General features: G+C 64.2%; 14 protein-coding genes and 1 pseudogene. 3 read left to right on the forward strand and 12 right to left on the reverse strand.

Annotation, left to right across the window (positions count from 1 at the left end; all coding sequences use genetic code 11):
• Window positions 1–101: 101 nt before the first annotated feature.
• From dapE to murA, 12 genes are all read right to left on the reverse strand, one after another.
• Entirely contained in the window at window positions 102–1,169 is a 1,068-nt protein-coding gene (gene dapE, locus GWP04_09640; protein NIA25814.1) for a succinyl-diaminopimelate desuccinylase, read from the reverse strand.
• On the reverse strand, window positions 1,166–1,972 hold the full coding sequence (locus tag GWP04_09645; protein ID NIA25815.1) for a 2,3,4,5-tetrahydropyridine-2,6-dicarboxylate N-succinyltransferase: 807 nt from the start codon (window positions 1,970–1,972) through the stop codon (window positions 1,166–1,168). Before GWP04_09645 ends, dapE begins: the two co-directional genes overlap by 4 nt.
• Window positions 1,954–3,099, reverse strand: a complete 1,146-nt coding sequence (locus tag GWP04_09650) for an aminotransferase class I/II-fold pyridoxal phosphate-dependent enzyme (GenBank protein ID NIA25816.1) — start codon at window positions 3,097–3,099, stop codon at window positions 1,954–1,956. The genes GWP04_09645 and GWP04_09650 overlap by 19 nt, the downstream gene beginning before the upstream one ends.
• A gap of 32 nt (window positions 3,100–3,131) precedes the next feature.
• Window positions 3,132–5,141 (reverse strand): NAD-dependent DNA ligase LigA, encoded by a 2,010-nt coding sequence (ligA, locus tag GWP04_09655; GenBank protein ID NIA25817.1) that lies wholly within the window; start codon window positions 5,139–5,141, stop codon window positions 3,132–3,134.
• Between the two features lie 6 nt (window positions 5,142–5,147).
• Window positions 5,148–6,206, reverse strand: a complete 1,059-nt coding sequence (gene mnmA, locus GWP04_09660; GenBank protein ID NIA25818.1) for a tRNA 2-thiouridine(34) synthase MnmA — start codon at window positions 6,204–6,206, stop codon at window positions 5,148–5,150.
• Window positions 6,203–7,321, reverse strand: a complete 1,119-nt coding sequence (locus GWP04_09665) for an aminotransferase class V-fold PLP-dependent enzyme (GenBank protein NIA25819.1) — start codon at window positions 7,319–7,321, stop codon at window positions 6,203–6,205. Before GWP04_09665 ends, mnmA begins: the two co-directional genes overlap by 4 nt.
• Window positions 7,322–7,349: 28 nt before the next feature.
• The gene (locus GWP04_09670) at window positions 7,350–8,051 is read right to left on the reverse strand and encodes a hypothetical protein (protein NIA25820.1); all 702 of its coding nucleotides are present in this window, start codon (window positions 8,049–8,051) and stop codon (window positions 7,350–7,352) included.
• 147 nt (window positions 8,052–8,198) lie between these two features.
• Window positions 8,199–8,960: an enoyl-CoA hydratase/isomerase family protein gene (locus GWP04_09675; protein NIA25821.1), complete on the reverse strand. Its 762-nt coding sequence runs from the start codon at window positions 8,958–8,960 to the stop codon at window positions 8,199–8,201.
• Between the two features lie 205 nt (window positions 8,961–9,165).
• Window positions 9,166–10,095 (reverse strand): methylmalonyl Co-A mutase-associated GTPase MeaB, encoded by a 930-nt coding sequence (gene meaB / locus GWP04_09680; GenBank protein ID NIA25822.1) that lies wholly within the window; start codon window positions 10,093–10,095, stop codon window positions 9,166–9,168.
• A 207-nt stretch (window positions 10,096–10,302) separates the two neighbouring features.
• Window positions 10,303–10,557 carry a NifU family protein gene (locus tag GWP04_09685; GenBank protein ID NIA25823.1) on the reverse strand — a complete coding sequence of 85 codons (255 nt, stop codon included), beginning with the start codon at window positions 10,555–10,557 and terminating at the stop codon, window positions 10,303–10,305.
• A 55-nt stretch (window positions 10,558–10,612) separates the two neighbouring features.
• The gene (locus tag GWP04_09690; protein NIA25824.1) at window positions 10,613–12,181 is read right to left on the reverse strand and encodes a SpoIID/LytB domain-containing protein; all 1,569 of its coding nucleotides are present in this window, start codon (window positions 12,179–12,181) and stop codon (window positions 10,613–10,615) included.
• On the reverse strand, window positions 12,174–13,427 hold the full coding sequence (murA, locus tag GWP04_09695; GenBank protein ID NIA25825.1) for a UDP-N-acetylglucosamine 1-carboxyvinyltransferase: 1,254 nt from the start codon (window positions 13,425–13,427) through the stop codon (window positions 12,174–12,176). The genes GWP04_09690 and murA overlap by 8 nt, the downstream gene beginning before the upstream one ends.
• 41 nt (window positions 13,428–13,468) lie before the next feature.
• Between murA and rpiB the strand changes: the two genes are divergently transcribed.
• The 3 genes and pseudogenes from rpiB to GWP04_09710 all read left to right on the forward strand — a co-directional run bounded on the left by rpiB (window position 13,469) and on the right by GWP04_09710 (window position 14,896).
• Complete coding sequence (rpiB, locus tag GWP04_09700; protein NIA25826.1) at window positions 13,469–13,915, forward strand: ribose 5-phosphate isomerase B; 447 nt, start codon at window positions 13,469–13,471, stop codon at window positions 13,913–13,915.
• A 79-nt stretch (window positions 13,916–13,994) separates the two neighbouring features.
• Window positions 13,995–14,678, forward strand: a complete 684-nt coding sequence (gene pgl / locus GWP04_09705; GenBank protein NIA25827.1) for a 6-phosphogluconolactonase — start codon at window positions 13,995–13,997, stop codon at window positions 14,676–14,678.
• 125 nt (window positions 14,679–14,803) lie between these two features.
• Window positions 14,804–14,896 (forward strand): annotated as a pseudogene (locus GWP04_09710) (oligopeptide transporter substrate-binding protein).

Here is a 14,896-nt window from a genome sequence, read left to right on the forward strand (position 1 = left end):
GTGAATGGCGATGCACGGTCGCCGAGATGCGTGCCATGTATTGCTCAGCGGGCTCCTAGTCCATTCTTGTGACGGTTCGCCGGGACTATTCCCGTCCAGCGTCACGAGATCGGGTCTTGGCGGACAAGGAAGCGCCGCAGCGCATCGAACGCGATCTGGAGGTTGTCGACGGGAAGACTCTCGTCGACCTGGTGAGCGCGCGAGGTCTCACCGGGGCCGTAGTTCGCGCCGGGAATCCCCCTTCCGGCGAGTCGGGCCACGTCGGTCCACGCCTGTTTCGGCCGTATGACGGCGCCGGTCGCATCGATCAGTGCCTGCAGATAGGGACTCCCCTCGGGAATCGGAGCGGCAGGTGCACGGTCGACGATCTCGATGCCGTCGGTGTCGGCGGCGATCTCGCGAAGTCTGGTCTCGGCATCGTCGAGTGAGCGGCTTGGAGCGAACCGATAGTTGAGATTGATCTCGACGTCCGCCGGAACGATGTTGCGGGCGATTCCGCCCCGGATCAAGGTCACGGTGGCAACCTCACGAAACTCGAGGCCCGCAACGTCGACGACTTCGGGCTCACGCTCGTGCAGCGCGGCCAGCCATCGGCCGGCTTTGGTGATTGCGTTCTCTCCGGTCCACGGCCGAGCGGAGTGTGCAGCCACACCCTCGAAACGTACGCTCGCGTTGATCGCTCCGACACATCCCAACTGGAGCTCGAGATCGGTGGGTTCCAGCACGATCGCGAACACTGCGTCGGAGAGCCATCCTGCATGCTCGAGAACCGGTTCGAGTCCGTTTTCGTCCGCAGCGCCTTCCTCCTTGTCGTAGAACACTCCGATGACGTCGTATGGTCCGGCCGCGACGTCGGAGTCGAGGAGCAACTGCATCATGACGGCCAGTCCCGCCTTCATGTCGGAAGCGCCCAGGCCGATCACCCGCCCGTCGGCTACGTGCGCCGGCCCCTGACCCTGGGAAGGAACCGTGTCCAGATGGCCGAGAAGCAGCATGAGGGGTCGTCCGGTCCGCTTGCCGACGAGGAGGCTGTTCCCGATGCGCGTGACCCCTGCTCGGCCCCAGCTCGGTAGGAACCGCTCGGCGATGTGGGTGACCAGCCGTCCTTCGCTGCCGGTCTCCGACGGGATGTCGATGATCTCGATGAGGGTGCGAACGAGTTCGTTCATATCTGGACCTCGAAGGTCCGCAACGCGTCGTTCAGCGAGGTCTTGTCGTCGGTAGAGGCGGACCGTTTCCCGATGATCAGGGCTGCAGGAAGATGGTAGGTGCCGGCAGGAAAGTCCTTCGCCCGCGTTCCGGGAATGACCACGGAACGTTCGGGGACACGCCCGCGGTATTCGATCGGTTCGGGTCCCGTCACATCGATGATCGGGATACTCGAACTGAGCACGACGTTGGCGCCGAGCACCGCACCCTGCTCGACGAGGACACCTTCCACGAGGATGCAGCGGCTCCCCACGAATGCTCCGTCCTCCACGATGACCGGCCGAGCACCCGGCGGCTCCAGAACGCCGCCGATTCCGACCCCGCCGGAGATGTGCACGTCCCGCCCGACTTGAGCGCAGGATCCGACCGTCGCCCAGGTGTCGATCATTGTCCCGGAGCCCACGCGCGCACCGATATTCACATATCCGGGCATGACGACCACGCCCGGCTCACAGAAGGCGCCGTACCGAACCGTTCCCGGTGGGACCACCCGCACCCCGGCGTTCGCGAGGTTGCGCTTGGTGGGGATCTTGTCGTAGTACTCGAAAGGCCCGGCAGTCATCGTCCTGACCGCCTGAAGTCGGAAGAAGAGCATGATGGCTTCTTTCACCCAACGGTTCACCGTCCAGACGCCATCGATCTTCTCCGCGACGCGCAGCACACCCTCATCCAGGGCTGCAATGGTTCTGTTCACCGCATCACGGACCCCCTCGAGCAGCGAGAGGTCCTCGTATGCGGCCTCGATCAGTTCCCGGTCAGACATGAGCGCAGCACCTCCACTGCAGCTTCGCACTCTTCGACGGTCGGAACGAGTGCAAGGCGAATGTAGCCCTCGCCACCGGCCCCGAACGCTCTTCCAGGCGAAACGACGACTCCGTAATCCAGAAGCCGCTTCGCGACTGCCGCATCGTCGCCCACTTCCACCCACAGATAGAGAGCTCCCTCGGAGGCGGCAATCCTGTATCCGAGATCCTCGAAGGCCTTCCTCAGCACCGCCCGCTTCTCACTGAACACTGCTCTGCGCACCGCAGGGTGTGCATCGTCAGACCAGGCGGCGACTGCCGCCGCCTGCACGAACTCCGGCGCTGCGGTGCCGGTCGACGATCGAAGTTCGCGAAGCGCGGCGATCGCGTCGGTATCTCCGACGATCGCCGCACTGCGGTAGCCGGTCATCCCCGACCGCTTGGAAAGGCTCAGGTACACGAGGAGTCCGGTGAGGTCCTCATCCGCGACCTGCAGCATCGAAGGCGGTGGTTCGGACTCGTAGACGTCGGTGTAGCACTCGTCCGAGCAGACCAGCGTGTCGGCTGCCCTGGCTTTGCCGTAGATCGCGGCCAGTTCCTCGGACGTCGCGACGGCACCCGTCGGGTTGTGTGGATAGTTGACCCACAGCATCGATGCCTTGGCCCACGCGTCATCGTCGACCTGTTCGGGTTTGAGCACGAAGGTCGTATCGAGTTGGACCGGCATGGGAATAGCTCCTGCGAAGAGCGCACCGCGTTCATACACCGGGTACCCGGGGGTCGGCCAGATGACCCCGTCGCCGGAGCCCCGGTTCACGAACGCAAACGCCGTCGAGAAGATCGCTTCCTTCGAACCGCCCGTGGCAAGCACCTGTGTCACCGGGTCTACGGTGACGCCGAATCGCCTGCGTATATACGCCGCTACCGCCGTTCTCAGTTCCAGCATGCCCGCCGTCGTCGGGTATTGGGAAATCTCAGGAACGGCCGCTTTCAGCGCCGCCGGGATGAACGGTGGTGTCGGCTCCCTCGGGTCTCCGAGCGAGAAATCGGTCAGGGTTTCCCCTGCAGAGCGCATCGCCCTGGCCTTCTCCTGAAGCGGTGCCATCGGGTAGGTGCCGAGCGAGGTGAGTACGGGATTGACGTGCATACCGGAACGGTAGTCGGCCGTTCCGGCCACGTTCAGCCTTCGAGAACGGCCGGGCCTCGAGTCAGAAGCCGTTCGAAGCCTTCGACATCGATCACCGGTATCCCGAGGCTCTGCGCCTTGGCCAGCTTCGAACCCGGCGACTCGCCTGCCACCACGACCGAGGTGCTCTTCGAAACCGATCCGACGACCGTCCCTCCGCGCGCTTCGATGGCCTCTTTCGCCTCGTCTCTCGACCAACCTTCGAGTCTTCCCGTCAGCACCACCCGCAGCCCCGCGAGGAGATCCTCCTCCTCGGAAGTGCCTTCCGTGAGCTGCACCCCTGCGGCCCGCAGCCTGTCGATCAGTGCCACCGTTTCGGGTGATTGTGCCCATGCGTACACGGACTGCGCGATGATCGGTCCAACCCCTTCGATCGCCGCGATCTCTTCTTCGGATGTCGCCAGCAGCGCATCGATGGTGTGAAACCTACGTGCGAGCAATCGCGCGACCGTGTCGCCGACATGGCGGATACCGAGAGCGGTCAGCAGCTTGGAGAGTGGCCGGTGTTTCGCCTCGGCGATCGCCGTCATGAGGTTGGCTACCGACACCTCACCCCATCTTTCGAGACCCTCGAAGTCGTCCGGCTCGAGGAAAAAGATATCGGCAGGGTCCCGAATCAATCCCTTTTCGATGAGCAGATCGATGGCCTTGTACCCCAGCCCCTCAATATCCAGGCCGCGGCGCGATGCGAAATGGAACAGCCACTCGCGCAGCCTCGCAGGGCACGTGAGGCCGCCGGTGCAGCGAGCGACCTTCTCCCCCTCGGGTTTGACGATGGGACTCCCGCAGAACGGGCACTCGGCCGGCATCGTCCAGACCCGTTCGGAGCCGTCGCGGCGCGACACGATCGGACCGACCACTTCGGGGATCACCTCGCCGGCCCGGCGAACGACCACGTCGTCACCGATGCGGATGTCCTTGCGATGCACCTCGTCTTCATTGTGCAGGGTCGCACGGCTCACCATCGCACCACCAACGAAGACGGGCTCCAGGACCGCGTACGGTGTCACCCTTCCGGTCCGGCCGACCCCGATGCGGATATCCAGCAGGCGGGTCACCTGTTCCTCCGGCGGGAACTTGTAGGCGATCGCCCAGCGGGGAGCCCGGGCGGTGAAACCGAGCGCCCGCTGCTGGTCGAAACGATTCACCTTGATCACGACACCGTCGGTCGCATACCCCCTCGCGTGCCGTGCCTCTTCCGCATTTCGCAGGTACGCCTTGACCTCACCGAGGCCCTGAACTCGTTCCGAAGCCGGGTTGACGGGGAAGCCCAGGCTGCGGAGCCACTCGAGTGCGTCCCAATGGGTTTCCAGGACAGGACCGCCCTCCACCGTGCCGAGCTGGTACATCCACGCCGACAAGTTTCTCGAAGCGGTGACGGCAGGATCCTTCTGGCGAAGGGATCCGGCGGCGGCGTTCCGGGGATTCACGAACAGCTGCTCGCCCGCCTCGGCTTGGCGCCTGTTGAGCTCTTCGAACGCCGCTTCCGACATATACACCTCGCCCCGAACCTCGAGCACCGTCGGCGCATCGCCGAGCAAACGCAGCGGTATCGCGTTGATGGCCCGGACATTGGCGGTGATGTCCTCACCGACAGTGCCATCCCCCCGAGTGGCCGCCACCGTCAGCGAACCTTGTTCGTAGACGAGCGACACGGCAAGACCATCGATCTTGAGTTCGCAGACATAGCTATCCGGAGGTGCCGTGAGCTGCCGCTCGATGCGAGCCTCCCAGGCCTCCAACTCCTCAAACGATTCGATGTTGTCGAGCGAGAACATCGGTTCTCGGTGGCGCACCGGGGCGAACTGGTCTGAAATCGGCGGTCCCACCCGTTGCGTCGGTGAATCGGGGGTAATGAGTTCGGGATGCTCCGCTTCGAGTTCCTGCAGTCTGCGCATCAACTCGTCGTACTCGAAATCGGAGATCTCAGGTTCATCGAGCACGTAATACCGGTAGTCGTGATACTGGATCTGTTCGCGAAGGTCCTCGATCTCAGAGCCCATGGCAGCTCATTCTCGCAGCGTTTCCGTGATCGTTCCTCCTCCGAGCGCCTGCAGACCTTCGTAGAGGACCGCCGTCTGTCCCGAAGCGACACCGTCCTGGGGATCGGAGAACCACACCGTGCGCGCATCGTCTTCGAGAATGGCCGGAAGCGGTTCTCCATGCGCGCGAATCTGCACGTGTGTCGGCCCGGGCGCCGGGGGGTGACCCGCCACCCACGACGGATGAGCCATCCGCAATCCAGTAAACCGTGCGGCCCCGCGACGACCGATGACAACGGTCGCCGAAGCGGGCCGGATCTCCTGCACATATCTCGGCTCGCCGAACGCAACACCGAGACCTTTGCGTTGACCGATCGTGAAGTCCACCACCCCGTCATGTCTGCCCACGACGGAACCGTCCTCGTCCACGACCGATCCCGGACGCGCTGCGGCCGGCACCTCACGGCGGAGAAATGCCCGATAGTCGTCACCGACGAAGCAGATATCCTGGCTGTCGGGCTTGTCTGCGGTTCGAAGTCCGAGGCCTGCAGCGATCTCGCGAACCTCCTCCTTCCGGCGGCTCCCGACAGGGAAGCGAAGCATCCGCAGTTGTTCCTGTCCGAGCATGGACAGCACATAGGACTGGTCCTTGTTCCGATCGATCCCGCGCAAGAGCCGAAACCCACCGTCATCACGTATGACGCGCGCATAGTGGCCGGTGACGACCAGGTCACAGTCGAGATCGCGCGCCCACCGCAGCAGATGATCGAACTTGATGACTCGGTTACATTCGATACAGGGGTTGGGGGTTCGTCCCTGCAGGTAGTCGGCGATGAACGGATCGACGATGCCGGAACGGAACTCCTTGGTGGCATCGAGGACGTAGTAGGCGACACCGATCCTGGCGGCGACCCTGCGCGCATCCTCGGAGTCCGAGAGTGTGCAGCACCCCTGGGCCGGCGGCGCACCATCCGGACCCTCCCACAGCTTGAGAGTCGCCCCGATCACGTCATGTCCTTCCTCGACCATGAGCGCGGCAGCCACCGATGAGTCGACGCCTCCACTCATCGCGGCAAGCACTCTCATCGCAGCCCCTCGATCGCCTCGAGAACCGCCACCGCCGCCGCGTCGCCGTCGTCGGGGGTGGTCGTCCATCCGAAACTGAACCGCAGACACTCCCTCGCCTGGGCGCTCGAGAATCCCATTGCCTCCAGTACGTGGCTCACGTCGACAGCCCCGCTCTGACACGCGGATCCTGCCGAAGCGGCGACGCCCTCCCGATCGAGGCGAATCAGGACGATGTCGTTGCGTACACCCGGGATCCGAATGTGCGAGTGCTGGATCAACCGTTCATCCGCCGGTCCGTTGATTTCGAGACCTTCGATGGCGTTGATCAGTCGCGTTTCGAAGCGATGACGCGCCTCACCGACGTCGGCGCGGAATCGCTCCCTGTCGACGGCTGCCGCCTCCATCGCGGCGGCCATCCCGACGATCCCCGCCACGTTCTGGGTCCCTGACCGCAGGCCCGCCTCCTGTCCGCCGCCGTGTATCAGCGGTTCCAGTTCCGTGCCATCGCGCACGTACAGCAAACCGACACCCTTCGGACCGCCGAATTTGTGCGCTGCCAGAGTCAGGAGGTCGACGCCCAGCGTGTCGACGTCGACGGGCTCGGAGATGAAGACCTGGACTGCGTCCGTGTGAAGGATCGCGCCCGGAGACACCTTCTTGACTGCTTCAACGATGTCGCCGATTGGTTCGACAACTCCCGTCTCGTTGTTCGCAGCCATGATCGAGACGACCGATGGGCCCGTCGCCGTCGCCGCCGCCACTCGTTCAGGATCGACTCTCCCCAGTCGGTCCACGCCGACGACTTCCACTCGATGTCCCATTCGGCGCAGAAAGTCTGCGCTCTCGAGCACGGCGTCATGCTCGACCGAAGAAGTCACCACCGACGCTCTCGCGGCGATTGCGGAGCCGATAACGGCGAGGTTGTCCGCCTCGGTTCCACCGCCGGTGAAGACAATCTCGCCCGGTCCCGCCCCGATCAGTCCCGCTGCTCGTTCTCTGGCGTCCTCGAGGAGGTCTTTGGCCGTCCGTGCCACGCCGTGGATCCCCGACGGGTTGCCGAAGCCGATGGAGCGCATCGCCGCGAGCGCCTCTGGACGCAGCGGCGTCGTTGCAGCATGATCGAGGTAGAGCATTCCTGAATTGTCCCACGATTCGTCGGCTCTAGAGACCGTCGGTGAAGATATCGCTGGCCGTTCGCTCGTCGCCGGGTACCCGCGACATGGCCGTCCAGATGGCGATGATGGCGTCGGTCACCTGATCGAGATCGAAGGCTTCAGGATCGATCCCACGCTGCAGACTGACCCCTTCGACCAACGCGATCATGATCGACGCGGCCAAGTGGTTGGTGAACGGCGGACGAAACTCGCGTCCCGCCGCTTCGAGAAAACCCTCCACGAGCATCCGCAGTCCATCACGTGTCGCCTGATAACCGACACAAAGGTCATCAAGCACCTCTTTGCGATTCCTCGCGAGCGCCCACAGATAGAGCTGCATTGCGAAAGCCGGATCCTGGATGGTCGCTTCGATCGTCTGCTTGATCGCCTCGACGGCCATCTCGGATGGGCCAAGTAACTCCATCTTCGACAGAATGTCTGTGACGCCCATCATCGCCTGTGATCGGGAGACGGACAACGCGTACTCGAGGAAGTCGGACAAGAAGGCTTCCCTGTCGAGCCACCGGTTGTAAAACGCACCGGTCGTCAACCCGGCGTGGCGGGAAACCCGGGCGGCGGTGAGCTGATCAAACACGCGCGGCGTCGTCTTTGCCCCTCGACCGTCCTCATCACCCGAGAATGACGCAACGACGAGGTCCCAGGCAGCGGCGAGCAGCCTTTCCTTGGAGTCACTGGATTCATTCGGCATTGGCGCAAGTCTACCTGGTGCGGCGTTGAAGCGCACTGTCGTATCTGTTACTATCGCTGCTTGCGAAGAGAAGTTGGGTCGCCCGGACCAGGGACGGGGGATCGCGGCGGCCCTTGAGGGCCGCCGCGGCGCGTCAGCGGAAGTGGCCTACTCCCCCACGAACTCCGCAGTGCGTTTGGTCAGAAACGCCTGTACCCCTTCGCGGGCATCTGCGCTCCGGAAAGCTTTCGCAAAGCCTTCCCGCTCAACGGCGAGTCCTTCCTCGAGAGGAAGACGCAGGCCCTCGTTGAGCGCCCTCTTCGCTGCGCCGTAGGCAACGGTCGGACCGTTCGCCCACGTGTGGGCATCTTCGAGCGCAGCCTCCAGCACGTCGTCGACGATGCGATCGGCGATCCCGAGGTCGAGCGCCTCCTGTGCAGGTACGTGGCGACCGCTGAAGATCAACTCCTTGGCCTTGTGCTGACCGATCAGGCGGGCGAGCCGCTGCGTGCCACCGGCACCGGGGATGATGCCCAGCAGGATCTCGGGCTGGCCGACCCGTGCGTCGGGGGAGAGATAACGGAAGTCCGCTCCCATCGCGAGTTCGAGGCCTCCCCCCAGCGCAAAGCCGCGGACGGCCGCGATCGTCGGCTTGGCGAGCCGCTCGAGTGCCAATACGGCACCGCCGAGATCGGAGGCCAGCCTGTCCTCTGCACCGGCCTCGAGCGCCGCCTGGAATTCCTTGATGTCGGCACCGGCGGCGAAATGCGGTTCGCCGGTGATTACGACAGCGCGAATCGAAAGGGCGGCGGCGGTGACAAACGCCTCCGCCAACTCTCTCGCAACGGCTGCAGACAGTGCGTTCACGGGCGGCCGATTCAGCCGGATCACGGCCACGGGACCATCAGTCGTGTATTCGACGTATTGCACGGAAGTCTCCTCCAACGACGTTGCTCCGAGCGTAGTGCGCAGGCTCGCTGCGCTCGCCGTATTCGGTATTCGGTATCGCGACCAGCGTCGCTACAAGATCGCGGTGCGGGCGGTGCAGCTCTTGCTGACAGCCGGCGGCTGGATGCTGGTAGCTGGTTGGTGATGCACGGTCGCCGAGAAGCGCCATGTATTGGCCAACGGGTTCCTAGCCGTCCAGCAGATCCCTGGCAGCGGTCCACGGATCGACCTCGTGCCGAATCACCTCGGCTGCGATCCTCGAGAAACGGCCGTCTCCCGCTTCTGCTTCCGCCCTGCGGGTCAGCTCGGACACGAGTGCCCGCTTCAGCTCCCCTCTGAGCCTGGCGGCGCGGCGTTCCGACAGGTCGCCATTCTCCTCGAGGAAGGCTCGATGTTTTCGCACTGCATCCCAGACGGCATCGATTCCCTCCCCCGTCGTCGCCACGGTCGGCAGGACCGGCGGACGCCACGGCCGCTTCCCTCCGAGGTCGAGCATCTGGTTGAGATCTCGGACCGTTTCAGAGACACCGGGACGATCTGCCTTGTTGACGATGAAGAGGTCGCCGATCTCCAGCAGGCCGGCTTTGTTGGCCTGGATACTGTCGCCCCAACCCGGGTTGACAACCACGATCGTGGTGTCCGCACTCTCCACGATCTCGACCTCTGCCTGCCCGACACCAACGGTTTCAACGAAGATGTACGGGAATCCGATGGCGTCGAGAACGAGGATTCCCTTCGGGGTGGCTTCCGACACTCCACCGAGATGCCCACGGCTGCCCATCGATCGAATGTAAACGCCCATGTCAGAGGCGTGCTCTTGCATGCGGATCCTGTCTCCAAGGATCGCCCCTCCGGTAAAAGGACTCGATGGGTCGACCGCGACGACGGCCACCCGATGGCCTTCGTCGCGGACCCGCTCGATGAGCATCGACGTGAGCGTCGATTTGCCTGAACCCGGAGCGCCGGTGAGCCCGAGAACGTACGCGTTCCCCGACCGGGGGAACAGTTCGGCGAGTACCTGCGCCGCGTCGGGACGATCATTCTCTACGAGGCTGATCAGACGCGCGAGGGAACGACGATCGCCTTCGAGTGCAGCGACAACGAGGGGATGCGGCATGCTCAGGAGTCTGGAATCTCACGAGGCTCAACGCAAGTCGTTCCTGGAGTCTGCCGAGTAATGCCGTTGCGTGGATCGGCGGCCGGGCGCGTCACCCGCAAGGCCGCACGACGAAGGCGCACCCGCAGCGGTGCGTCGAGGAGGAGAACGTGGCGGGTACCGATGCCCGGTCGTCGAGATGCGTGACATGCATTGCTCGGTGGGCTCCTAAATCGCGTTGACTTCTTCCACGCCGGGTACACGATCGGTCAGGATTCGCTCGATACCCGCCTTCAGGGTCATGGTCGACAGCGGGCATCCGCCACAAGCTCCAACGAGCTGCAGGTTGACGGTTCCGTCTTCGACGCCGAGCAGCACCAAGTCGCCGCCATCGGCCTGGAGGGCGGGACGGATGTACTCGAGTGTCGCTTTCAGCGTCTCGAGATCGATCTCGGTATCTGCCGTTGTTTCGTGCACGGTCATGTGGGCAGCAGTGTACCGGCACCGCGGACCTACAGAACCACGATCGTGGGGCGCGTCAGTCTGCGACCACTGCGGTCAGGAACACCGTTGCAGAGCCCTCGGAGTTTCGGGCCTCGATCATCAATCGGTAGGGACCAGGCGGGGCGGTCACTCCGGCGACGGTGCCATCCCAGATCAGCGACACCGGTCCCGCTTCACGAGCCTTCCACGGAGTTTCGGTGACCACCTGCGCCCCCCGGAAGACGACGAGTCGCACCCGGGCCGGGGCAGTGACGGTCACCGACACCAGCAGAGACCTCCCCGAGGCGCCGGTGATCATCTCCGGAACGTTGCAAACCGTCGGCGGCAGACCGAAACCCTCCGGCGGTGTCAACATGACGCCGCCCCCATACGTGAACCTCCATGAACCGATGGCGTCGACGGCGATTGTCTGTCCGTCGACGATGACGCTCACAGGCCCGTCCGCCGAGATCCGCAGCGTTTGCTCCTTCCAGTCGAGACCGACGGTGATCGTCTCGGGTAAGAGATCGTCCGCCGATTCCGGGATGAGGCCGCTGTAGTAGTGCGAGAGAATCCGACCGTAGTCATTGCCTGCTTCGGCCATCGCCTTGGCCCCGTACTGGCTCATGCCCACCATGTGGCCCCATCCGTGTCCCTCGAACTCGTACACCGGATACACGTCGATGTAGCCCGAGCGGAACGAGTCGGGAAAGTGCCATTGCTTGCGCACGTCGAAGGTCGGGGACAGCACCGTCTGTGGATATCGGCCGCCGCCGGGACGAAACGCGGGGAAGGCCTCCGGGTGAGCCCGTGGTCCCCATCGGTTCATCACGCCGCGAAACTCGGTGGCGGTCAGCCGCGTCGTCCCTTCCCTGCTGCGGATCTCCACCATCCACGGACCGTCACCGTCTTCGGTCTCCGTGACCACGACGTCGCTCAGCAGCCCCTTGATGAGGCCGGCGTCTTCCAAGACGTCTTCGAGAACGCTGCCGCGCACCTCATAGCGCCATTCGGCGAACGCGGACTCCTCTCCCGGCGACGGAACCGCCCGAAGGTAAGGAATCGGCGACCGTCCCTCGTACACGTCTTCATAATTCCTGGTTCTGCCCCCGGTCGTCGAGCTGTACATCGCAAGGGCCGGCCTACCTTCGTACAGGAGCACGTCGCCGCTCGTCGACTTGACGGCGGCTTCCCAGCGTTTCCCCGAAGGTGAGGCGACCTGGTCGAGCCCTCCGTACACCTGGCATGCCGAGGATGCGCAGATGTCGAACCCGTAGGTCTTCCCGGCGCCGCCTCGACCCCTCGCCAACGTCCAGGCCAGATACGTGCGAGCGGCAACCGCCTGTGCTCGTAGCGCTGCTTCAGGCCACGAAAACGGCACTTCCTGTATCCCGAGCAGGTAGTCGTCGACACCCACATGGTCGAGCAGGACGAGGCCGTCAGAAGCCGACGTCACCTCGAGAGAACCGGCGTAATGTCTCCCGGCCCACGAGAGCGTCGTACCATCGCCGGGTACGATCCTCACCGAGCGGTACGGACCGCTGGTCGTGTCCTCCTGAGCCGCGGCCGGCGACACCATCACCACGACCAGCAGCAGCGCCGATACGACCGAGACGCTACGCACGATGAATGTCGGCTCCGAGTCCTGCGAGCTCCTCGACAAAATCCTCGTATCCGCGATCGATGTGAAATACGTCGCCGATCGTTGTCTGCCCTTCGGCTCGAAGCCCTGCGAGCACGAGAGCGGCTCCGGCACGGATATCGGGAGCGATGACCGGACAGCCGGAGAGCCGATCGACGCCTCGGATCACGGCGTGCTGCCATTCGACGGTGATATCGGCGCCCATCCGCATGAGCTCGCCGACGTAGCGGAACCGCGCGTCGTAGAGGTTCTCGGTCACGACCGAGCTGCCCTCGGCCACACTCAACAACGCGACCATCTGCGGCTGCATGTCCGTATGGAATCCGGGGAACGGAAGTGTCGCGAAGTCGACGGCTCGAGGACGTTTTGGTCCGACGACCTGAATCCAATCGTCACCCATGGTGATCTCACAGCCCGCGCTGTCGAGTTTGCGAAGCTCCATCCGCAGATGCTCTGGCACGCAGCCCTCGACGCGCACTTCCCCGCCGGTGATCGCCCCGGCCACTGCGTACGTTCCCGCCGCGATACGGTCCGGGATCACATCATGGCGTACCGGATGGAGCTCCTGCACCCCTTGGATCCGCAGGGTGGAGGTCCCCGCTCCCTCGATGACCGCGCCCATCTCCGCCAATTGTGCGCAGAGGTCCTGAATCTCCGGTTCGCGGGCAGCGTTGCGGATCACGGTTTCACCATCTGCCAGTACCGCCGCGAGCAACAGGTTCTCCGATGCTCCAACGCTTGGAAATTCGAGGCCGATCTCGGCTCCCCGGAGTCGTCCCGCCACGCTCGCTTCGAGCACTCCATGCTCGAGTTCGAAGCTCACACCCATCTTCTCGAGTCCCGAAAGGTGCATATCGATCGGACGTGCTCCAAGATCGTCTCCACCGGGAAACGCCACACACGCCCGGCCGGTCCTCGCCAGCAGTGGGCCCATCACGACGATCGAAGCGCGCATCTTCCGCACGAGGTCGAGAGGAGCCTCCGGCACCAGCTGCGCCGTGGTGTCCATCGTGAGTGCCCGATCCCTGAACCTACAGGAGACGCCGATGTGCTCGAGCACCTCCGCCATCAGTTCGACGTCGGCGATCTTCGGCACGTTCACCAGCTCGTGCCTTCCGGGTGCGAGGATCGCTGAAACCATCTCTTTCAGGATGGCGTTCTTCGCTCCGTGAACACTCACGGTTCCACGGAGGGGGACGCCGCCTGTGACGCTGATTCGGTCCATCATCTGCATTGTACGGGTAGCCTTGGTGCGAACCGGAGGAATCAATGCGCATTGCAGTCGGAGCCGATCACGCCGGGTACCTGATGAAAGAGCACATCGGGCGGCTGCTCTCAGAAGCCGGGCACGCCGTGGTCGACGTTGGCACCTACTCCGACGAACCTGTCGATTATCCCGACTACGCGGCGGCGGTGGGCCGCACAGTCCGAGAAGGAAGGGCCGATCGGGGTATCGTCGTCTGCGGATCGGGAGCGGGCGCCGCGATCGCGGCAAACAAGCTGCACGGGATCAGGGCAGCGCTCTCTCACGACACGTACACCGCTCACCAGTCTGTCGAGCACGACGACGCCAACGTCCTGACCATGGGAAGCAGGGTCATCGGACCATCACTCGCAGACGAGATCGTCATGGCGTTCATCAACGCCCGATTCTGTGGAGAGGAACGACACGTGCGCCGGCTCAACAAGGTGCTCGCTCTCGAAGAGCAAGGGTAGGGACCCACCGAGCACCGGGTACCGAGAGCTTGTCCCCCGAGATCGATAGGCTCTGCGCGATCAAGCGCAGGGACAGTGGATGATGCAGCTCATGGTTTTCACCGACGCCACGACGCTTGCAGAGCAGGCCGCCTCTCTGATCGCCGCCGAGATCCGCAGTGGCATGACCACCCTTGGGCTCGCAGGTGGCAACACGCCGAGGACCACCTACGAGCATCTCAGAAGCGAGGACGTGCCGTGGGACAAGGTCGTGGCATGGCTCCCCGATGAGCGATGGGTGCCGCCAGGACATCCCGATCACAACGCAACGATGGCCTCGGCCGTCCTCTTCGACCATGTGCCTGCAACACTCCTCGAGGTCCCGTGGGGCGACGGGCCGCAACATGCTGCTTCGCTCTACGAGGAGGCCTTGCGTGGGGCCCTTCCTTTCGAGCACGGCCGCCTCCGCCCGGACCTCGTACTGCTCGGCCTCGGGGATGACGGCCACACGGCATCGCTGTTCCCGGACACCGCCGCCGTCGATGAACGCGACCGCTTGTTCGTCGCCAACTGGATCGCAACCAAGAACACCTGGCGGCTCACGGCCACGCTCCCGTTGCTGTGGGCTGCGAAACGAATCATCTTCCTTGTCTCCGGCGCAGGTAAGGCGCAAGCTCTGAAGAGCACCCTGCAGGGCGCAGTGCTCGCACCTGCGGCAAGGACGGCAGACGGTGCGGCGGATGTCGTCTGGATGGTGGACGAGGAGGCAGCTCAACTCCTGTGAAGAGAATCGCTGCGCTCGCCTTCGCCCTCATTGTCACCGCATGCTCCACGAACCCGGTCGACACCACACCGCCTGCAGCGACGGCGCCCCCGGACACATCGAGTGCCACGGCTGCGACGAGCATCACGTCTGCCACGACGACGTCTCTGCCTGGGACCACGACCACACCGGTCACGACGACGTCTCTGTCTGCGACCACGACCACACCGGTCACGACG

Source organism: Gammaproteobacteria bacterium (genome assembly GCA_011682695.1).
In the GTDB taxonomy this organism is placed as follows: domain Bacteria; phylum Actinomycetota; class Acidimicrobiia; order Spongiisociales; family UBA4744; genus BMS3Bbin01.